The following is a 19,314-nucleotide window of genomic DNA, read 5'->3' on the forward strand; positions in this document are numbered from 1 at the left end:
GAGGCGGGCCAAGTCGGCACGATGCGTTGATTCTGCGCTCATGGCGCAGTCCACTCTCACTTTTCCGCCGTAGACGCAGAGTGAATGCGCGTCACACTCGATTCAGCAGTGACTCGGTCGCCGACAACAGCGCGCAGGACGCCAGCCCGTCGATCGCGTCGCGTAGGTCCGACTCGGGGGGGAACGTCGGTGCGATGCGAATGTTCTTGTCCTCCGGGTCTTTCCGATACGGGAAGGACGCCCCGGCCTCGGTGACCGCGATACCGGCATCCTTGGCCAGCGCGACCGTGCGCTTAGCCGTCCCGGGTAGCACGTCGAGGCTGATGAAATAGCCGCCCTCGGGCTCATTCCAGGACGCAATCTTCGACTCGCTCAGTCGCTTGTCCAGAATCTCGAGCGCCAGCGCGAATTTCGGCGCCAAGATCTGTTGGTGTCGCAGCATCTGCAGGCGGACGCCATCGGCGTCGCCGAAGAAGCGCAGGTGCCGCAGCTGGTTGACCTTGTCGGGGCCGATCGACTTCTTGCCCGCGTACTGCAGATACCAGGCGATGTTGCCCAGCGATCCGCCGAAGAAGCTGACGCCCGACCCGGCGAAGGTGATCTTCGACGTCGAGGCGAAGACGTACGGCCGGTTGGGGTTGCCGGCAGTGGCGGCCAGGCCCAACACGTCGATCGGGCGGGGGAAGTCCAACGTCAGCGTGTGTACCGCGTACGCGTTGTCCCAGAACAGCCGGAAATCGTCGGCCGCTGTGCGCATCTGGACGAGTCGGCGGACCGTTTCCCACGAGTAGCTCAGCCCGGTCGGGTTGGCGAACACCGGGACCGCCCAGAGGCCTTTGATCGCCGGGTCGACCGCGACCAGCTCCTCGATCAGGTCGACGTCCGGGCCGTCCTCACGCATCGGGACCGGGATCATCTCGATGCCGAGTGTCTCGGTGATCGCGAAGTGGCGGTCGTAGCCGGGCACCGGGCACAGGAACTTGACGACGTCTTCGTCCTTCCAGGGCCGCGGCGAATCCACGCCGCCGTAGAGCATCGAGAACACGATCACGTCGTGCATCAGCTCCAGGCTGGCGTTGTTGCCGGCGATCAGGTTCTGCACCGGGATCCCGAGTAACTCGCCGAAGATTGCGCGTAGTTCGGGGAGCCCGTGCTGGCCGCCGTAGTTGCGGGTGTCGGTGCCGTCCCCGTCGCGGTAGTCGGGCCCAGGCAGGCTCAGCAGCGCGTTCGAGAGGTCGAGTTGCTCGCTACAGGGCTTTCCGCGGGTCAGGTCGAGCGACAGCTTCTTGGCTTGCAGATCGGCATAATCCTGCTGGTGGCGGGCATGCAATGCCTCGAGGTCGTCACGGCCTAGGGAACTGAACGAGCCGTACGACACGATCCGCCTTCCGACGTTTCCACTGCAGATTTCTTCAAAGGGGACCCCGCGCACCCGCCAGAGCCCATTGACCCTTGCTGCCTTCCGGCCCTGGGGGAGTTCACAGGATAGACGCCGCGCGGGGTCCGCCCAGAGTCTAGTACTTGGGCCGACATGCGATGCTCGACGACCCTGACCCTCGGCTTGAACTGCTCGGTTACCATGGCCGACGGAGGATTCGCCTAGTGGCCTATGGCGCTCGCCTGGAACGCGGGTTGGGTTAATAGCCCTCGCGGGTTCAAATCCCGCATCCTCCGCACTTAATCGCCGGATGTGACCAGGCCCAATTGATAGGGTCTGGTCGCTTCCGGATCACCAGCTCGAGGAGGGGCATGGGACGCAGGGCCACTGTTTTTTGGCACGCGGCGCTCTCGCTCGCCGCCGGCGTCCTCTACTTCTTCTTCGTGCTACCCCGCTGGCCCGAGTTGATGGGCGACACGTCTCACGGCCTGGGCACGGTGGCGCGCATTGCCGGCGGCATCCTTGTCGCTCTGGCTGCGCTGCCGATCGTGTTCACACTGCTGGAGCTGCGTAAGCCCGAGTTCGGCACGCCTGCTCTGGCGTTGAATCTGCGGACCGTATCGATCGTCGCCCACGTCGCCGCCGGCGTACTGATCGTCGGCACCGCGATCAGTGAGATCTGGTTGAGCCTGGACAACGTTGGCCAGTGGCTGTTCGGTATCTACGGCGCCGCCGCGGCGATCGCGCTGCTCGGCATCGCCGCGTTCTACCTCTCGTTCGTCGCCGAATCGCCGCCGCCACCGCCGAAGCCGCTGAAGCCTAAGAAGGAAAAGAAGCCTCGGGGGCGCCGCGGCAAGCAGGCCGACGAGGCCGCGGGCACCGACGAGGATTCCGACGAGACCGAGCAGGCCGACGACGCCGACGAGGCTGCCGAGGCGGGGGAACCCGAGTCGACCGCCGAAGAGGCACCCACGATCGAAGAGTCCGACGACACCGTCGCTGCCGAGTCCGGCGGACTTCGCAACCGGCGGCCGTCCGGCAAGGTGTCCCACCGCCGCCGGCGTTCGCGCGGCGGCGTCTCGGTGGACGAGTAAGGCAACTCCGCAATCCTGTCCCAGGCCGCTGACGCGTCCCTATGCTGAGCGAGTGCCAAACACTTATCGCGTAGTTCAGTGGAACACCGGAAACGTCGGCAAGAGCTCCCTCAAATCGATCGCGGACAACCCGCTGCTGGAACTGGTCGGTTGCTTCGCATGGTCGCCGGAGAAGGTCGGACGCGACGCCGGTGAGCTGGTCGGCATTGCCCCGCTCGGGCTGGCCGCCACCAATGACGTCGACGCGCTGCTCGCGTGCAAGCCGGATTGCGTCGTCTACAACCCGATGTGGATCGACGTCGACGAGCTGGTCCGCATCCTGTCCGCAGGGATCAACGTCGTCACCACCGCGTCCTTCATCACCGGTAAGAACCTCGGCGACGGCCGCGACCGACTCGTCGAGGCCTGCGAAAAAGGAGGCTCGACCATCTTCGGGTCCGGCGTCAGCCCCGGCTTCGCCGAACTGCTGGCCGTTGTCTCGGCGATGGTGTGTAACCGGGTCGACAAGGTGACCGTCAACGAAGCCGCCGACACCACGTTCTACGACTCACCGGAAACCGAGAAGCCGGTCGGATTCGGACAACCGATCGACCACCCGGATCTGCATGCGATGGCCGCCAAGGGCACAGCGATCTTCGGCGAGGCCGTCGCGCTGGTGGGCGACGCGCTGGGGATCGAACTCGACGACATTCGCTGTGAGGCCGAATTCGCCCAGACCACAACGGATCTCGAGATGGCGTCCTGGACCATTCCGGCCGGCTGCGTCGCGGGCGTCTACATCAGCTGGCAAGGCATCCTCGACGGCAAGACCGTGATCGACCTGAACGTGCGGTGGCGCAAAGGCCAGACGCTGGAACCGGATTGGAAGATCGACGGCGACGGATGGGTGATCCAGATCGACGGACAACCCACCGTGACCACCAAGGTCGGCTTCCTACCGCCGCCCTATTTCGAGGCCACCACGATCGAGGAATTCATGGACCTCGGGCACATCATGACTGCGGTGCCCGCGATCAACGCGATCCCCGCAGTCGTGGCGGCAGCGCCGGGTATCGCAACCTATGCGGACCTGCCGCTGACGCTGCCGCGGGGCTTCGTCAGAACCTAAAGGACTCAGGTGCCGGGAATGTTTTGCAGCTTGCCCTGGAGATCGGGGCAGTACTGGGCGATCGCGCTCCCAAGGAACTGGTAGGCCTGCACCTGAGTCGTGCCGCGGGGAAGGTTATGGGAGAGGAACTTGGCCGAGGCCGCGGCGTCGGGATCTACTCCCACCCCGAGCCGGTGGCAGACGATCTTGGCGATGTACGGGTTGTAATCGTGTGGCCCGTAGATGCCGTAGTGGCTGATCTGGTTGTCGAAATCGGTGTCCGGGTCCGCCAACGCCGGGGCGGACAGACCGATCGCCGCGGCGACGGCGGCGGCCGCAATACCCGTCAACTTCATGGGCCGAAGCCTACCTGTGCTGGATCTGTGTCCGCTCATCGTCACCGCTCTCCTTTGGCACCGGCGAGCCTTCGGTCCGGACTCGCGTTACGGTCGTCCAACAACCTTCGCGCCCGGTTTCTTTCTGGTCGCCTATTCAGATTAGAGTAGCTAAGGTTACGCATAGGCTAATTAATTACGCAGCCTTCGCCCCTGGTTAGGAATTGAAGCGCCCATGACGACGACTGAGCCAAGGACGGAGCCTTTGAAGACCTCCGGCTCCACCGACAGCGAGGGCAGGCAGGCCGCCCGAACGCCCAGGCGTAAAGGTCTGACAGGTCTGTTGGCCCGGTACTGGCTCGTCCTCACGCTCGCAGCCGTCGTTGCGCTGTCGGGATTCATGGTGCACCGACTGCACGGGATCTTCGGCGTGCACAAAGGTTCGTTCGGCGGCGGTACGTCGGGCGAGGTACTCGACAGCTTCAACGCCAAGACCGTCACGCTGGAGGTCTGGGGATCACCCGGCAGCACAGCCACCATCAACTACCTCGACGAGAATTCGCATCCGCAACAGGCACTGAATGTGCCCTTGCCTTGGAGCAAAACCTTGAGTTCAACGAAGCCGGGCATCCCGGCCAACCTGGTAGCGCAGGGCGACGGCAGTTGGATTGCCTGCCAGTTCGTGGTGAACAAGCACGACGGAAGCGGTGACGTCATCAAAACCCCGAATCGCTCGGATGCCAACGAGAGCGTGAACCCGTTCGTCTACTGCCTGGACAAGTCCGCATGAGCGAGGCCAACGAGACAGCGGCACGTGTCGACCAGCCGCTGATCCCGCCGTTCCTGCCGAAATGGATTCACCGGCTTGCGGTGCCGATCGTCCTTGTGTGGTTGGCCATTGTGTTCGTCACCAACACCGTCGCGCCGCAGCTGGAAGTCGTCTCCAAAAACCACTCGGTGTCGCAGAGTCCCCACGACGCGGTGTCCTTCCAGTCGCAGATGCGCGTGGGGAAAACCTTCGACGAGTTCAATACCGACAACTCGGCGATGGTCCTGCTGGAGGGCGACAAGCCGCTGGGAGCGGAGGCCCACCGCTATTACGACGAGATCGTCAGGCGACTCGAGCAGGACAAAAAGCACGTTCAGCACATCCAGGACTTCTGGAGCGACCCCCTGACCGCCGCAGGCTCTCAGAGCCACGACCAGAAAGCCGCGTACGTCCAGGTCTACCTGGCCGGCAACATGGGCAGTGGTCTGGGCTCCGAATCCAGCGAGGCCGTCCGCAAGATCGTGGACTCGGTGCCGGCTCCGCCGGGCATAAAGGCCTATGTAACCGGTGCGGGTCCGCTGATCGCCGACCAGTCACACGCGGGTGAGAAGGGCGTCGCGAAGGTCACGCTGATCACCATCCTGGTGATCCTGGTGATGCTGCTGTTTGTGTACCGCTCGGTCAGCACGGTGCTGATCATGCTGGCGATGGTGTTCATCGAGCTGGCAGCGGCCCGCGGTGTGGTCGCGACGATGGGTTACTACAACGTCATGGGTCTGTCGACCTTCGCCAACAACATGCTGGTGCTGTTGGCGATCGCCGCCGGTACGGACTATGCGATCTTCATCGTCGGCCGCTATCACGAGGCCCGCGGGCTGGGCGAGACGCGTGAGGAAGCGTTCTACACGATGTTCCACAGCACGGCGCACGTCGTGCTGGGTTCCGGGCTGACCATCGCCGGCGCGATGTACTGCCTGAGCTTTTGCCGCCTGCCCTATTTCCAGTCGCTGGGGGTGCCGTGTGCCGTCGGCATGCTGGTCGCGGTCTTCGCCGCGTTGACCCTGGGCCCCGCGGTGCTGACGGTGGCGTCCTTCTTCAAGCTGCTGGACCCGAAGCGTAAATTGCAGACCCAGGGCTGGCGCCGGATCGGCACGGCAATCGTCCGTTGGCCCGCTCCGGTTCTGGCGGTGACGATCGCGATCGCGCTCGTCGGTCTGCTGGCTCTGCCCGGCTACGAAACGGATTACGACAGCCGTCACTTCCTGCCGCCGGACACCCCGGCCAACGTCGGCTATGCCGCGGCCGACCGGCACTTCGACCAGGCCCGGCTGAATCCCGAGCTGTTGATGATCGAGACCGATCACGACCTCCGTAATCCGGCCGACTTCCTGGTCCTGGACAAGGTCGCCAAAGCGGTCTTCCACATCCCCGGCATCGGCCGGGTGCAGACCATCACCCGTCCGCTGGGCACGCCGCTCGACCACAGCACGCTCGGTTTCCAGATGGGTGCGCAAGCCGCGGGCCGCATCCAGACCCAGCACTATCAAGAAGAGCAGGCAAAAAATCTGCTGAAGCAGGCCGACGAGCTGCGCAAGACGATGGCGACACTGCACGAGCAGATGCAGGTGACCCAGGACCTCAGCAACACCACGCACGAAACCACCAAGCTCACCAAAGAAACGGTGAAGATCACCGAGGCGTTGCGTGACGACATCGCCAACTTCGACGATTTCTTCCGGCCTCTCCGCAGCTACTTTTACTGGGAGAAGCACTGCTTCGACATCCCGGCTTGCTGGACGCTGCGGTCGATCTTCAACGCGCTCGACGGCATCGACCAGGTGAGCGAGAACATCGTGAACCTCAGTGCGAATCTGGACAAGCTGGATCAGATTCAGCCGAAGCTGGTGGCGCTGATCCCGCCGCAGATCGAAAGCCAGCAGCACAACCTCGACACGATCATGTCGAATTACGCCACTACCAACGGTCTCAACGAACAGGCGAAGGCGCAGTCCGACAACGCCACCGCCCAGGGTGACGCGTTCGACAAGGCGAAGAACGACGACACCTTCTACCTCCCGCCGGAAGCATTCAAGAGCCCGGACTTCGCGCGTGGTCTCAAGCAGTTCATCTCGCCCAACGGCCATGCGGTTCGGTTGATCATCTCCCACGAGGGTGACCCTGCGACGCCCGAAGGCGTCAACCACATCGCACCGATCAAGCAGGCGGTGCACGAGGCGATCAAGGGCACACCGTGGGAAGGCGCCAAGGTCTACCTCGGCGGTACTGCCGCGACGTACAAGGACATGCACGACGGCTCCAACATCGACCTGTTGATCGCTGGAATTGCCGCGGCCACTTTGATTTTCGTGATCATGCTGGTGATCACCCGAAGCGTGGTGGCGGCGTTCGTGATCGTCGGAACGGTGCTGCTGTCGCTGGGCGCCTCGTTCGGCCTCTCGGTGCTGCTGTGGCAGTACATCCTCGGGCTGAAGCTGCACTGGATGGTGCTGGCGATGGCGATCATTCTGCTGCTGGCGGTTGGCTCGGACTACAACCTGCTGCTGATATCCCGGTTCAAGGAAGAAATCCACGCCGGGCTCAAGACGGGCACCATTCGCGCGATGGCCGGCTCCGGCTCGGTGGTGACCTCGGCCGGTTTGGTCTTCGCCGCGACCATGGCGTCGTTCGCGTTCAGCCCGTTGAAGGTGATGGCTCAGGTCGGTACGACGATCGCGCTGGGTCTGCTGTTCGACACCCTGATCGTGCGCTCGTTCATGACGCCATCGGTGGCGACGCTGCTCGGGCGCTGGTTCTGGTGGCCGCAGCACGTCCGGCCGCGGCCGGCCAGCAGCATGCTGCGTCCCTACGGCCCGCGGCCGGCGGTGCGCGAGCTCATCCACCGCGACATGGCCGACGAAAAGGAAGCCGGAGTGGTCGAGAAAGTCTAGTTGCCCTGTGCGACTTGACTATTCGTCGTAGCTGATCGATCGCGCCGGTTATCACAGGGGTGCCGGGTTGGGCGACGATTCGACCGTTTCCCCACAAAGGTAGTTCGCTGAGCGTGACGGGTATACGCTGATCGAGTCTCCGGTCCGTTGCCAAGCCTGTCGCAACCGATTGCCTTCATGAACTGCCGCGCGCTCCCTGTCGGCGTACCCCACGGGGTGCCGGTGGAGCCGAGCGATTAGCTGCCGTGCGAGGGCCGTCCCTGCGTTCCCCCACCGGCAGGGACGGCCCGCACGGAATATAGAGCAGCGAATCGATTGTCAGGCAGTGCTTTTCGGCAACGGCCCGGTCGGCGCCGCTTCGGGTTCACCGAAGCTGGTACCGAGTAGCGAGCGCACCGCGGGACGAGGTCCGCTGGGTCTCAGCATGCTGCTGGCCGGTCGCGGCCGGACCTTGAGCGGCCACCAGAACCAGCGCCCGAGTATCGCGGCGATCGACGGCGTCATGAACGAGCGGACTACCAACGTGTCGAACAGCAGGCCCAGACCGATGGTGGTACCCACCTGGCCGATGATGCGAAGATCGCTGACCACCATTGAAGCCATGGTGAACGCGAACACCAGACCCGCGGACGTCACCACCTTGCCGGTGCTGCCCATGGCGCGGATGATGCCCGTCTTCAACCCGGCGGGAATCTCCTCCTTCAAGCGGGACACCAGCAGCAGGTTGTAGTCGGATCCCACGGCGAGGAGCACGATCACCGACATCGCCAGCACCATCCAGTGCAACTTGATGCCCAGCAGGTACTGCCAGACCAGCACGGAGAGACCGAACGACGCACCCAGCGATATCGCCACTGTGCCCACGATCACCATGGACGCGACCAGACTTCTCGTGATCAGCAGCATGATGATGAAAATCAGGCAGAGCGAACCGATTCCGGCGATCATCAGGTCGTACTTGGCCCCATCTTTCCAGTCCTTGAAAGTTGCTGCGGTGCCGGCCAGGTAGATCTTGGCATCCTCCAGCGGCGTGCCCTTCAGAGCTTCCTCCGCGGCTTCCCTGATTTTGTCGATGCGCGCGATGCCCTCCGGCGACGCGGGATCGCCGCGGTGCGAGATGATCAACCGCACCGCCTTACCGTCTGGTGAGAAGAAATTGTTCAGCGCACGCTTGAAGTCCTTGTTCTGGAACACTTCTGGCGGCAGATAGAACGAATCGTCGTTCTTCGCCTGATCGAACGCATGACCCATCGCGTTCGCGTTGGAGCTCATGTCGTCCATCTGGTTGAAGATGCCGGACATGGTGCTGTGCATCGTCAGCATCATCGTCCGCATGTTCTCCATGCTGTCGATCATCGGCGGGAAGTCGGTGAGCAACTGTGGCATCAGCGCATCGAGCTGGCTGAAGTCGTTGGTCAATATCTGGAACTTGTCGTCGATCTCGTCGATACCGTCGACAGCATCGAAGATGGACCGAAACGAATAACAGACCGGGATGTCGTAGCAGTGCTTCTCCCAGTAGAAGTAGCTACGAATAGGCCGCCAGGTGTCCTCGAAGTTCGCCACGTCGTCGCGTAATTCCTCGGTGACAGCCTGCATTTCACGGGTCTCACCGATCATCTTGTGCGTTATGCCGGTGAGTTTCTGCATGAGGCCGTACATGTGCCTCATCCGGTTCATGGTGTCTTCGAGCTCATCGGCCTGCTTGAGCATGTCGTCCATGCGGGCCTTCTGGAATTTCATCGTCTGCACCTGCCCGGCGTTTTGCATGCTGAGCTGGAACGGGATCGAGGTGTGCTCCATCGCGGTGCCCTCGGGACGCGTAATCGATTGCACACGTGAGACTCCCGGCACGCGGAAGATGCCCTTGGCCAGCTTGTCGAGCACCAAGAAGTCGGCCGGATCGCGCAGATCGTGATCGGCCTCGACCATCATCACCTCGGGCATCAGACGCGCTTGGGAGAAGTGCCGCTCGGCGGCGTCGTATCCCCGGTTGGCGGCGATGTTGTGCGGGATGTAGAGCCGGTCGTTGTAGCTGGTCTGGTAGCCCGGAAGGGTCAGCAGACCGATCAGGGCGACGGCACATGCCGCGATCAAAATGGGCACCGGCCAGCGGACGATCGCGGTACCGATCCGTCGCCAGCCGCGAGTCGAGATCCGTCGCTGCGGGTCGAACAGCCCGAACCGACCGCCGACCACGATGACGGCCGGCACCAGCGTCAGCGCGACGGCGACGGCGACCACCATGCCGACCGCGCACGGGACACCGATGGTTTGGAAGTACGGCATCCGGCAGAAGCTCAGGCAGAAAGTGGCGCCCGCGATCGTCAGGCCGGACGCGAGCACCACATGGGCTACGCCGTGATACGTGGTGTAGAACGCCTCTTCACGGGTGGCCCCGTGCTGGCGCGCCTCTTGATAACGGCCGAAGAAGAAGATCGCGTAGTCGGTGCCCGCGGCGATCCCCAGCGAGACCAACAGATTCACCGCGAACGTCGACAGACCGATGAGTTGGTGGTAGCCGAGAAACGCGACGATCCCTCTGGCAGCGGTCAATTCGACGAAGACGGTGAGGAGTAGCAGCACCACGGTCCATACCGAGCGGTACACCAGCAGCAGCATGGTGAAGATCACCAGCATCGTGATCATGGTGATCTTGACCAGCGTGCTGTCGCCGCTGTGGTGCATGTCGGACACCAGCGCCGACGGACCGGTCACATAGGTCGTGACGCCTTTGGGTGGCGGTGTGCGGTCGACGATGTCGCGGACGGCCTTGATCGACTGTTCGGCCAGCGTCGTGCCCTGGTTACCGGCCAGGTTGAGTTGCACGTACACCGCTTTGCCGTCCGGACTTTGAGCCCCGGGCGCGGTGATCGGATCGCCCCAGAAATCCTGCACGTGCTGGACGTGGGTGGGGTCGGCTCGCAGTTGCCGGACGATGCTGTCGTAGTAGCGGTGCGCATCGTCGCCGAGCTTGCTGTCGCTTTCGAGCACTAGCATCGCGAAGTTGTCGGAGTCGGACTCCTTGAACTTCTTGCCGGTTTCCTCCATGGCCTGCACCGAGGGAGCGTCCTTGGGGCTCAGCGAAACCTGGCGTTCTTCGGCAACCTTTTCCAGCGGCGGAACGGCGACGGCCATCAGTACGATCAGGCCGATCCAGGCCAGGATGATGGGGATCGCGAACCGACGGATCAGGCGTGGGCCCCGCGGCGGCGCGCTTTCTCCGACGGGCGTCTGGTGGCTGGTCATGCGCCCTTGAGAACGCAATAGGTAAAGGCGTTCACCTCATGTGAGACACGTTCGGCCTTGACCACGTCGTCGACGATGATGCGGCAGCCCAACGTGTTGCTGTTGCCTTGCGCCACAAGGTTGCCCACGACCGACGCGGCCTTCGTGGTCATATTGAGAGTCCAGGGCAACTTGGCGCCGTCCACGTGTTGCGGGTCGGCGTTGGTGTCGAAATAACTGATGTCGGCCGTCGTTCCCGGCGGTCCGAACACCTCGTAGGTGATCCGCTTGGGATTGAACGGCTTGCTGTCGTCGGTCGCGCTGTCGGAGTAGGACGGGCGCTTCTCGGATCCGAAGAGGCCGTGGATGCGGAACACGGTGAACCCACCGATTCCGACCACGACAGCGATCACGAGCGGAATCCACGTCCGCTCCAGCACCCTGAAAATCGAAAACCCCTTACCGCTGCCGCTCACCTGGTCGACCACTCGACGATATGCACTCACCGATCGACGGGGCGTCTCAGGGCGCTTGCGTGGGCCTCACGGCACCGCCAGGCCATGACGAGTAAACCACGCCCGCCCCCTGGATTGTCGACTCCTCACCCCACCCGAACTGCGGTTCAGGCATAACGCATGGCACGTGCGTAAACGGACGGTACCGGGTCGCAGAGCAGCCCGCAATACGTTCGTGTGCGCTATCCTCGCGCCGTGCCGCCGCTCACGTTCCAGCGTGCCCGCACCGACGACAAGAAGCGTCAGAGGGCCGCAGCGCTCGTCGAGGCCGCGCGTTCGTTGGCAGTGGAATCCGGTGTCGCATCGGTGACACTGACGGATGTCGCGCGTCGGGCCGGCGTGCACTACTCCGCGGTGCGGCGCTACTTCAGCTCACATAAAGAGGTGCTGCTGAACTTGGCCGCGGAGGGCTGGGCCCGGTTCTCCGACACCGTGTGCCAGAGCCTGCGCGAGCCCGGTCCGATGTCGCCCGCCAGGGTGGCCGATGCGTTGGCCCACGGCCTGGCCGCCGATCCGCTGTTCTGCGACCTACTCGCGAACCTGCATTTACACCTCGAGCACGAGGTCGAACTCGACCGGGTCCTCGAGTTCAAGGAAGTGAGTAACGCCGCCGTGCTGTCGCTGACTGACGCGATCGAGGGTGCACTGCCCGGCCTCGGACGCTCGGGCGCGTTCGACGTGCTCCTCGCCTCGTACTCGCTGGCGGCACCACTATGGCAAATGGCTAACCCGCCGAAACGGCTGGCCGACGAATACGCCAAGCGACGCGATGTGCCACCCGATTGGAAAATCGATTTCACCACCGCGCTGTCGCGGCTGATCACAGCAACGTGCGTCGGCCTACTGGCCGAGGCTGATCAGGACTGAACCGTCAGGACCAGTGCCAGACGGACATGTCACCCTTGGGGTAGTTCTGGCAGTTCTCGGTTTCCTTCGCAACGACGCCCTTGTTGTTCCAGAAGATCTTCATGTGGTTCGGCCAGGCCAGCCACAGCGGGTCAGCTTGAGGCGCGTAGAAGTTGGCGGAGTAGGCCCTGCGGTCTGCGGGCGACAGCCCGAAGAACCAGTGCGCCTTATCGATCGCCGACTGGTTGACGTTCGGGTGGTTGTTGAAGTCGATCATGTAGCGCTGGTAGTACACCGGCGAGTAATCGCGGGCGGCGGCGAGGATCTGCTCGGCGTCACACGTCGTGGAGATCATCCGACGCGGAATCGGAAAGTCCTCGGTCGAATCGTTCATCGAGCAGCCGGGGCACGGTTGGAAGTCTGGATCGGCCGAAGCCACCCTCGGGAACGCGGTCGGTACGGCGAAGACCGCGGCACCCAACGCAAGTGCTGCGAGTCCGGCGCGGACGGCGAGGCTCAGGCGATAAAGACGCATGCGGCCACTATAACGCTCCGATTACGGCAGCGCGCAACGGCTGTGAAGCCTGGCTAATCAACCGCTGGCGAGATCTCGAGGCCGATGTGGACCTTGTCGATTCCGCCCCGAACAATCGAATGCACGTAGAACCACGGCGCGTGGTACCAGTACCGCTTGCAGACCGCGTTGTAGACGCGCCGCGTCTCCGACTTCGGCAGGATTCGCGCCACACCCTCGACCTCGTCGCTCTTGGGCTTGCCGAGCGATCCGCTCTTGGCGAGCGTTACCCGCGGGGTGTTTTTGATCCGCTTGGTCTTCCACGATCCGTCGTCGGTGATCACCAGGAGCTTGCCGTCTTCCGGCACACCCCAGATCGGTGTCGGCTTCGGGCGACCGTCTTTGGTGAAGGTGGTCAACAGGAGGTACTTCGAGGTGATGACGTCGGCAAAGGTGGTGGCCACGTTCCTATTTATAGCCAATAACTGAACTATCCGCTGAATGCGTGACGACCAGGCGCGCTCGGCTTACTGTGAGCTAATAGCGAAGGACGAGCGCAGATGAACCTCGACGACGAGTCCGTCACCACGTTGGAAGACCTACGCGGCGATCTGGCGCTGCGCTATCGATGGACGCCCAGCGGCGGCTCCGCGGTGGACCCGGCACTGGTCGAGGCCGACGCCGCCGCGCTGGCCCGCGACGGCTACGTCATCTGGGAAAACCTCCTCACCCCAGAGCAGTGCAGCCAGATCCGTGACGAGGTGACGCCCTGGCTGGGGCACACCGGACGCAACTCCTTCGAGGGCCGGCGGACCCAGCGGGTCTACTCCGTATTGAGCCGGACCCGGGTCTGCGATCCGCTGGTCGACAATCCCCGCGTGCTGGCGGCGCTGGATCACCTGTTGATGCCCAACTATCTGCTGTCGGCACTGCAGGCCATCAACATTCAGCCTGGCGAGGCCGCTCAACTGGCTCACCACGACGACGGTTTCTATCCGGTACCGCGGCCCCGAGAGGCACTAGCCGCGGCGACGATCTGGGCGATCGACGACTTCACCGCCGACAACGGCGCGACGGTGCTGTACCCGGGCAGCCACACCTGGGGCAAACGCCGGCCGGGCCCGGACGACGAGGCGATGCCCGTGGTGATGCCGGCCGGATCGTGTGTCTTTTTCGTCGGCACGCTCTGGCATGGCGGCGGCGCCAACACCACGGCGGCCGACCGGTTGGCCGTCACCGCGCAGTACTGCCAACCGTGGCTGCGTCCGATGGAAGCATTCACCCTGTCGATCTCGCGCGACATCGCGCGCACGGTGTCCGACGACATCCAGCGAATGCTCGGCTACAGCATCCACCCGCCGTTCGTCGGGGCGGTCGACGGATTACATCCGCTCCGCCTGCTCGAAGACCGGTAGCGCACACACCGCCGCAGCGGGGATGGCAACATTCCCTCCCATGACACGTCGCAGCATGGCCCGCATCGTCGCCGGTGCGCCACTGATGGTTTTCGCATTCCTCGCCGTTCCAGCGGGCATCCCGGTCGCAACGGCCGACGGATGCCCGGACGCCGAAGTGGTGTTCGCCCGCGGCACCGGTGAGCCGGTCGGCCCGGGTGGTCCCGGCCAGGCCTTCTTCGACTCGCTGACGGCGCAACTGCCCGGCAAGAACATCACGCTGTACCCGGTCGACTACCCGTCGACCACCGACTACGCCAACAGCGCGAAGGCCGGCGCCGCCGACGAGGTCGCCCACGTCCGCGCGACGATTGCCAACTGCCCCAAGACCAAGGTGGTGATCGGTGGGTATTCACAGGGCGCCGGGGTGGCCGATCTGACCAGCCACCAGCTGTCGGCGCAGGACGCCACCCACGTCGCGGCGCTCGCCCTGTTCGGCAATCCGCAGAGCTCGTACGCGAAAGGGTTGGCCGACAACCAGATCCCGGCGCTCGACCCCAGCTATACGTCGAAGGCGATCGACATCTGCCTGCCGAACGACAACATCTGCGCCGAGGGCGGCAGCATCATCGCCCACCTGGGTTACGTCCCGGACGCGACCAACCAGGCCGCGACCTTCGTCGCGCAGAAGCTGCAGTAGCTCAGCGCGCGATTCGGGCCGGACGCGAGTAGCCTGCGACTTCATGGTCAACTGGTGGCGCCGATTCCTCGTTGCCACATGCGTGCTACTGCTGCTCGGCGGCTGTCACTCGAAACCCGATGCAAATCAACCGGTTTCCGGGGCCCCGAAGACACTCGCGGCCGCCACTGCCGCGGCCCAGCAGAAAGCTGACCGACACGCGGCCGGCGACTTTGCCGGCGAGTGGTTGTTGTTCACGAAAGATCTGCGCGACAACATCACCCAGCAGTCGTTCGTCGAGTTCTCCCAAAAGTGCTCGCCGACCGGTTTGGTGATGAAGTCAGCCGGCGGCCGGATGGACAGTCCCGAACGTGCCGTCATTCACTTCGACGCCAACGGGGTAATCCATGCCGTCACGATGATTTACGAGTACGGCGGCTGGTACAAGGAACCCGACGAGTTCCTCCAGTCCAACTTCGGCAAGACCGGTGCCGACCTCATCGCGGTGGACGAGGCGGCCGGTCACTGCGGCCAGTAACCGGCTACTTCTTGCGGTCCGTATCCTTGCTCGGCTGAACACGTTTCGGCTCGCCGGGCATCTTCGGGTAGTTGGGCGGATACGGCAGATCCCCGAGCCCGTTCTCCTCGTCGGCGGCGACCATCTCCAGTAGCGGCTCGATCGACTGGTTGTTGCTGTCGATGTCGGCCCACGGGTCGTCGCGGCTGGCCACCAGGTCGGCCGCGGTGGCGATCGTGTAGTCGTCGGGGTTGGCAGTCGCCAGTTCATCCCAGCTGAGCGGCATCGACACCGTCGCAATCTCGGTGCGCCGCACCGAATATGCCGAGGCGAATGTGCGGTCGCGGGCGTTCTGGTTGAAGTCGATGAAGATGCGCTTGCCCCGTTCTTCCTTCCACCACGACGTCGTTACGGCGTCGGGCGCACGCCGCTCCACCTCGCGGGCCAGCGCGATGCCGGCGCGCCGCACCTCGATAAAATCCCAGTCCGGCTTGATCCGCAGGAACACGTGGACGCCGCGACCACCGGACGTCTTCGGGTAGCCAACCAGCCCGAGTTCATCAAGCAGCGGTTTGAGAACGTCGACCGCGACACTACGAGCCTCGTCGAAACCGGTGCCCGGCTGCGGGTCCAGGTCGACCCGCAGCTCGTCGGGATGCTCGACGTCCGGGCAGCGCACCTGCCACGGGTGCAGCGTGACGGTGCCCATCTGCGCGGCCCACACGATCGCGGCCGGATGGGTCACCCGCAACGCGTCGGCCGTCCGCCCGGACGGGAAAGTGATCCGGCAGGTTTCCAGGTAGTCGGGGTGGTGCTGCGGGACGCGTTTCTGGTAGATCTCCTCGCCGTCGATGCCGTCGGGAAAACGCTGCAGGTGCACCGGTCGGTCCTTCAGCGACGCCAGCATCGGTCCGGCGGCGACGGCGCGGTAGTAGTCGATCAGCTTGCCCTTGGTGCCGCCCGAGCCCAGCTTGGGGAAGTACACCTTGTCGGGGTTGGTGACGCGGACCGCGATCCCGTCGACGTCGATTTCCTCCGCTGGGGCAGCCATACTCCGATTATGGACTTGCCCGTCATGCCACCGGTTTCGCCGATGCTGTCCAAGGCGGTGAAGTCGCTTCCGCCGGATGCGTCCTACGAACCCAAGTGGGACGGGTTCCGGTCGATCGTGTTCCGCGACGGCGATCAAGTCGAGGTCGGCAGCCGCAACGAAAAGCCGATGACCCGCTACTTTCCGGAGCTCGTCGCCGCGGCCGTCGCCGAGTTGCCGCCGCGCTGCGTGATCGACGGCGAGATCGTGATCGCCACCGATCACGGCCTGGATTTCGAAGCGCTGCAGCAGCGCATCCATCCGGCTGATTCGCGGGTGCGGATGCTGGCCGAGAAGACGCCCGCCTCGTTCATCGCGTTCGACCTGCTGGCGCTCGGTGACGACGACTACACCGGGCGCCCATTCGCGCGGCGCCGCGAAGCGTTGCTCGACGCGCTGAGGGGTGCAGGTCCGTCGTTTCACGTCACACCCGCAACGACGGATCTGGACCTCGCGCAGCGCTGGTTCGACGAATTCGAGGGGGCCGGCCTCGACGGCGTGATCGCCAAGCCGCTGTCGATCACCTATCAGCCGGACAAGCGGATCATGTTCAAGATCAAGCACGAGCGCACCGCCGACTGCGTGGTCGCGGGCTACCGGGTGCACAAGTCCGGCAGCGACGCGATCGGCTCGCTGCTGCTCGGGCTCTATAAGGACGACGGCACGCTGGCGTCGGTCGGCGTGATCGGCGCCTTCCCGATGGCCAAGCGACGGCAGCTGTTCGACGAACTGCAGCCGCTGGTCACCGATTTCGACGGCCACCCGTGGAACTGGGCCGCCCACGAGGCGGGCGAGCGCACGCCGCGCAAGAACGAGTTCTCCCGCTGGAATGCCGGCAAGGACCTGTCATTCGTGCCGTTGCGGCCCGAGCGCGTCGTCGAAGTTCGCTACGACCACATGGAAGGTGAGCGTTTTCGCCACACCGCACAGTTCAATCGCTGGCGGCCGGACCGCGAACCGTCGTCGTGCACCTACGCGCAGCTCGACAGCCCGCTGACGTTCAGCCTCGGCGATATCGTCCCGGGTTTGGGCGTGAACGGGAAGACTGGCTTTCATGCGTGATGCGACGCGATCGTGCGCCGCATGAGCGGCGCCAATGAGGAGGAGCAGCACCTGTGGCATCTGACGACTTCAACGAACGCAATATCGCCGAATTCCGCGCCAACCACGGACGGGTCGGCGGCAACTTCGAGGGTGCGCCGCTGCTCATCCTGCACACGGTGGGAGCCAAGAGCGGCGAGCCGCGGACCAACATCATGATGTATCAGGCCGACGGCGACCGGTATCTCGTCTTCGCCTCCTACGCCGGTGCGGACAAGAACCCGGCCTGGTACTGGAATCTGAAAGCCAACCCGGACACTCGCATCGAGGTCGGCGACGACATCATCGACGTACACGCCACCGAGTTGGAAGGCGACGAGCGCGACCAGAAGTACGCGCTGCAGGCCGAGCGCTATCCCGGGTTCGCCGACTACGAGGCCAAGACGTCGCGGGTGATCCCCGTCGTCGCGCTCACGCCGACAGGCCCGCCCCAGCCGCGCGACTGACCTGCGTCGAGCGGCCACTTATGGCACGGAAATTGACGAAAAGCGTGCAGTCACTGGCCATTCGGCCGCGGCGCTAGAGCGCGATGTCCAGCGAGGCCAGTCCGCGCAGCGTCACGTTCGGCTTATAGACCGGCTCGCCGGCCAGCCGCGCGTCCGGGAAGCGTGACGTCACCGCCGACAACGCCACCGTTGCCTCCAGCCGAGCCAGCGGCGCTCCCAGGCAGTAGTGCAGCCCGCGACCGAACGACAAGTGCCGAAACGCTTTTCGATCGGGATCGAAGATGTCCGGTCGGTCGAACTCGGCCGCATCGTGTTGCGCGGCGCCCAGCAGGAGCAGCAGCGAGTCGCCCTCGCCCACGGAAGTGTCACCAATGGTCATGTCTGCAGCGGCGATTCGCACTACCAGGTGTACCGGCGGGTCGTAACGCAGCGTCTCTTCGACGACGGCTGGTGCGCGCTGCGGATCGGCTGCCAGCGCCGCCCATTGCGCGGGCTCACGCAGCATCGCCAGCATGGCGTTGGCGATCAAGTTGACCGTCGTCTCGTGGCCGGCAATCAGCAGCAGCATGCACGTCGACGCGATCTCGTCCTCGGTCAACTGGTCGCCTGACTCCTCGACCGCGATCAGCCTCGACATCAGGTCGTCACCCGGGCGGGCACGGCGCTGATCGATCAGGTCGTGCAGGTAGCCCCGCAGCCACTGGGCCGCGGCGATCCGCTCGTCCATGCCGTCGGCCGGTGCGCCGGTGGCCGCGAAGAACGGGTCGAGGGCCTGCGCCAACAGCGCCGAGGCGTGGCTGAATTCTGCGTCGTCCTCGATCGGCACGCCTAGCAGCCGGCAGATCACGTTGACCGGCAACGGATGAGCGAGATCGTCGACCGCCTCGAAGCGGCCGCGCTCGGCGACGCGGTCCAGCATCCCGTCGACCAGACCGGTGATGTGCCCGGTCAATTCGTTGACCACCTTGGGCACGAACGCCTTGCTGACCAGTTTGCGCAACCGGGTGTGATCGGGTGGATCGAGAAACAGGAACATCGGTGGGACCTGCGGACGGGTATTCGTGCCCTCGGCCGCCAGGCGCTGAACCAGCTTCGACTTCTGCCGGTCGACCGACGATGCCGGATGTCGCAGAGCGTCGTCGCAGTCGCGGAACGAGGAGAAGATGTGCAGGCTGCTGTCCGGCATGAACATCGGCCCGCAGGCCCGGAACTGCTCGTAGACCGCATACGGATTGGCCCGGTTGGCCGGATCCAGCAATCGCAGCAGGAGTTCCTGCGGCCCGGCGACACTCGACGTGGCAGACATATTTGCATTGTGCAGGTGTAAAAGAAATTGCAGGTAGCTACCGTCTAGCCGAAAAGACAGCGCCGTC

At 64.3% G+C, this 19,314-nt stretch carries 18 protein-coding genes, 1 tRNA gene and 1 other RNA gene; 11 read left to right on the forward strand and 9 right to left on the reverse strand.

The window, feature by feature from the left end; all coding sequences use genetic code 11:
- Positions 1-91: 91 nt before the first annotated feature.
- Entirely contained in the window at positions 92-1,378 is a 1,287-nt protein-coding gene (locus tag MKK62_RS07275) for an aspartate aminotransferase type Ic (protein WP_240261701.1), read from the reverse strand.
- A 35-nt stretch (positions 1,379-1,413) separates the two neighbouring features.
- Positions 1,414-1,508: signal recognition particle sRNA small type (gene ffs, locus MKK62_RS07280), an RNA gene on the reverse strand.
- 80 nt (positions 1,509-1,588) lie between these two features.
- Between ffs and MKK62_RS07285 the strand changes: the two genes are divergently transcribed.
- From MKK62_RS07285 to MKK62_RS07295, 3 genes are all read left to right on the forward strand, one after another.
- Positions 1,589-1,674: transfer RNA gene (locus tag MKK62_RS07285), tRNA-Ser, on the forward strand.
- Positions 1,675-1,749: 75 nt separating this feature from the next.
- Positions 1,750-2,472, forward strand: coding sequence for a lipid uptake coordinator LucA (lucA, locus tag MKK62_RS07290; RefSeq protein ID WP_240261700.1), 723 nt, complete (start codon positions 1,750-1,752; stop codon positions 2,470-2,472).
- A gap of 52 nt (positions 2,473-2,524) precedes the next feature.
- The gene (locus tag MKK62_RS07295; protein ID WP_240261699.1) at positions 2,525-3,580 is read left to right on the forward strand and encodes an NAD(P)H-dependent amine dehydrogenase family protein; all 1,056 of its coding nucleotides are present in this window, start codon (positions 2,525-2,527) and stop codon (positions 3,578-3,580) included.
- 5 nt (positions 3,581-3,585) lie between these two features.
- Here the strand turns inward: MKK62_RS07295 and MKK62_RS07300 are convergent, their stop codons facing one another.
- Positions 3,586-3,915: a DUF732 domain-containing protein gene (locus tag MKK62_RS07300; RefSeq protein ID WP_240261698.1), complete on the reverse strand. Its 330-nt coding sequence runs from the start codon at positions 3,913-3,915 to the stop codon at positions 3,586-3,588.
- A 214-nt stretch (positions 3,916-4,129) separates the two neighbouring features.
- Between MKK62_RS07300 and MKK62_RS07305 the strand changes: the two genes are divergently transcribed.
- Positions 4,130-4,684, forward strand: coding sequence for an MmpS family transport accessory protein (locus MKK62_RS07305; protein ID WP_240261697.1), 555 nt, complete (start codon positions 4,130-4,132; stop codon positions 4,682-4,684).
- Positions 4,681-7,611, forward strand: a complete 2,931-nt coding sequence (locus MKK62_RS07310; RefSeq protein ID WP_240261696.1) for an MMPL/RND family transporter — start codon at positions 4,681-4,683, stop codon at positions 7,609-7,611. Before MKK62_RS07305 ends, MKK62_RS07310 begins: the two co-directional genes overlap by 4 nt.
- 318 nt (positions 7,612-7,929) lie before the next feature.
- Here the strand turns inward: MKK62_RS07310 and MKK62_RS07315 are convergent, their stop codons facing one another.
- Entirely contained in the window at positions 7,930-10,860 is a 2,931-nt protein-coding gene (locus MKK62_RS07315) for an MMPL/RND family transporter (RefSeq protein ID WP_240261695.1), read from the reverse strand.
- A complete protein-coding gene (locus MKK62_RS07320; protein ID WP_240264259.1) occupies positions 10,857-11,279 on the reverse strand; it encodes an MmpS family transport accessory protein in 423 nt (140 codons plus the stop codon). The genes MKK62_RS07315 and MKK62_RS07320 overlap by 4 nt, the downstream gene beginning before the upstream one ends.
- A 270-nt stretch (positions 11,280-11,549) precedes the next feature.
- Here MKK62_RS07320 and MKK62_RS07325 point away from each other — a divergent pair, with 270 nt between their 5' ends.
- Positions 11,550-12,221, forward strand: a complete 672-nt coding sequence (locus MKK62_RS07325) for a TetR/AcrR family transcriptional regulator (RefSeq protein ID WP_240261694.1) — start codon at positions 11,550-11,552, stop codon at positions 12,219-12,221.
- A gap of 4 nt (positions 12,222-12,225) precedes the next feature.
- Here the strand turns inward: MKK62_RS07325 and MKK62_RS07330 are convergent, their stop codons facing one another.
- Positions 12,226-12,735, reverse strand: coding sequence for a DUF5078 domain-containing protein (locus tag MKK62_RS07330; RefSeq protein ID WP_240261693.1), 510 nt, complete (start codon positions 12,733-12,735; stop codon positions 12,226-12,228).
- Between the two features lie 53 nt (positions 12,736-12,788).
- Positions 12,789-13,178, reverse strand: coding sequence for a PPOX class F420-dependent oxidoreductase (locus MKK62_RS07335; RefSeq protein ID WP_240261692.1), 390 nt, complete (start codon positions 13,176-13,178; stop codon positions 12,789-12,791).
- A gap of 96 nt (positions 13,179-13,274) precedes the next feature.
- On the opposite strand from MKK62_RS07335, the gene MKK62_RS07340 reads away from it, so the two are divergent.
- From MKK62_RS07340 to MKK62_RS07350, 3 genes are read left to right on the forward strand one after another with little or no spacing between them, the layout of a single operon-like run.
- Positions 13,275-14,129 (forward strand): phytanoyl-CoA dioxygenase family protein, encoded by an 855-nt coding sequence (locus MKK62_RS07340; protein WP_240261691.1) that lies wholly within the window; start codon positions 13,275-13,277, stop codon positions 14,127-14,129.
- Positions 14,130-14,169: 40 nt separating this feature from the next.
- Positions 14,170-14,808, forward strand: a complete 639-nt coding sequence (locus MKK62_RS07345) for a cutinase family protein (protein ID WP_240261690.1) — start codon at positions 14,170-14,172, stop codon at positions 14,806-14,808.
- Positions 14,809-14,851: 43 nt separating this feature from the next.
- Positions 14,852-15,325 carry a hypothetical protein gene (locus MKK62_RS07350; protein WP_240261689.1) on the forward strand — a complete coding sequence of 158 codons (474 nt, stop codon included), beginning with the start codon at positions 14,852-14,854 and terminating at the stop codon, positions 15,323-15,325.
- Between the two features lie 4 nt (positions 15,326-15,329).
- Here MKK62_RS07350 and ligD read toward each other — a convergent pair whose 3' ends face one another.
- Positions 15,330-16,355 carry a non-homologous end-joining DNA ligase gene (gene ligD, locus MKK62_RS07355; protein ID WP_240261688.1) on the reverse strand — a complete coding sequence of 342 codons (1,026 nt, stop codon included), beginning with the start codon at positions 16,353-16,355 and terminating at the stop codon, positions 15,330-15,332.
- Between the two features lie 9 nt (positions 16,356-16,364).
- On the opposite strand from ligD, the gene MKK62_RS07360 reads away from it, so the two are divergent.
- Both MKK62_RS07360 and MKK62_RS07365 read left to right on the forward strand, forming a co-directional pair.
- Positions 16,365-17,456 (forward strand): ATP-dependent DNA ligase, encoded by a 1,092-nt coding sequence (locus tag MKK62_RS07360; RefSeq protein WP_240261687.1) that lies wholly within the window; start codon positions 16,365-16,367, stop codon positions 17,454-17,456.
- A 53-nt stretch (positions 17,457-17,509) separates the two neighbouring features.
- Positions 17,510-17,941, forward strand: coding sequence for a nitroreductase family deazaflavin-dependent oxidoreductase (locus tag MKK62_RS07365; protein ID WP_240261686.1), 432 nt, complete (start codon positions 17,510-17,512; stop codon positions 17,939-17,941).
- A gap of 73 nt (positions 17,942-18,014) precedes the next feature.
- Here MKK62_RS07365 and MKK62_RS07370 read toward each other — a convergent pair whose 3' ends face one another.
- On the reverse strand, positions 18,015-19,247 hold the full coding sequence (locus MKK62_RS07370) for a cytochrome P450 (protein WP_240261685.1): 1,233 nt from the start codon (positions 19,245-19,247) through the stop codon (positions 18,015-18,017).
- Positions 19,248-19,314: the final 67 nt, after the last annotated feature.

The sequence above is a fragment of the Mycobacterium paraterrae genome (genome assembly GCF_022430545.2).
In the GTDB taxonomy this organism is placed as follows: Bacteria; Actinomycetota; Actinomycetes; order Mycobacteriales; family Mycobacteriaceae; genus Mycobacterium; species Mycobacterium paraterrae.

Bases quoted from the DNA above. Each gene is read 5' to 3' on its own strand.
- lucA (WP_240261700.1), top strand. From the start codon at position 1,750: ATGGGACGCAGGGCCACTGTTTTTTGGCACGCGGCGCTCTCGCTCGCC.
- MKK62_RS07300 (WP_240261698.1), bottom strand. From the start codon at position 3,915: ATGAAGTTGACGGGTATTGCGGCCGCCGCCGTCGCCGCGGCGATCGGT.
- MKK62_RS07305 (WP_240261697.1), top strand. From the start codon at position 4,130: ATGACGACGACTGAGCCAAGGACGGAGCCTTTGAAGACCTCCGGCTCC.
- MKK62_RS07310 (WP_240261696.1), top strand. From the start codon at position 4,681: ATGAGCGAGGCCAACGAGACAGCGGCACGTGTCGACCAGCCGCTGATC.
- MKK62_RS07315 (WP_240261695.1), bottom strand. From the start codon at position 10,860: ATGACCAGCCACCAGACGCCCGTCGGAGAAAGCGCGCCGCCGCGGGGC.
- MKK62_RS07330 (WP_240261693.1), bottom strand. From the start codon at position 12,735: ATGCGTCTTTATCGCCTGAGCCTCGCCGTCCGCGCCGGACTCGCAGCA.
- MKK62_RS07340 (WP_240261691.1), top strand. From the start codon at position 13,275: ATGAACCTCGACGACGAGTCCGTCACCACGTTGGAAGACCTACGCGGC.
- MKK62_RS07345 (WP_240261690.1), top strand. From the start codon at position 14,170: ATGACACGTCGCAGCATGGCCCGCATCGTCGCCGGTGCGCCACTGATG.
- MKK62_RS07350 (WP_240261689.1), top strand. From the start codon at position 14,852: ATGGTCAACTGGTGGCGCCGATTCCTCGTTGCCACATGCGTGCTACTG.
- ligD (WP_240261688.1), bottom strand. From the start codon at position 16,355: ATGGCTGCCCCAGCGGAGGAAATCGACGTCGACGGGATCGCGGTCCGC.
- MKK62_RS07360 (WP_240261687.1), top strand. From the start codon at position 16,365: ATGGACTTGCCCGTCATGCCACCGGTTTCGCCGATGCTGTCCAAGGCG.
- MKK62_RS07370 (WP_240261685.1), bottom strand. From the start codon at position 19,247: ATGTCTGCCACGTCGAGTGTCGCCGGGCCGCAGGAACTCCTGCTGCGA.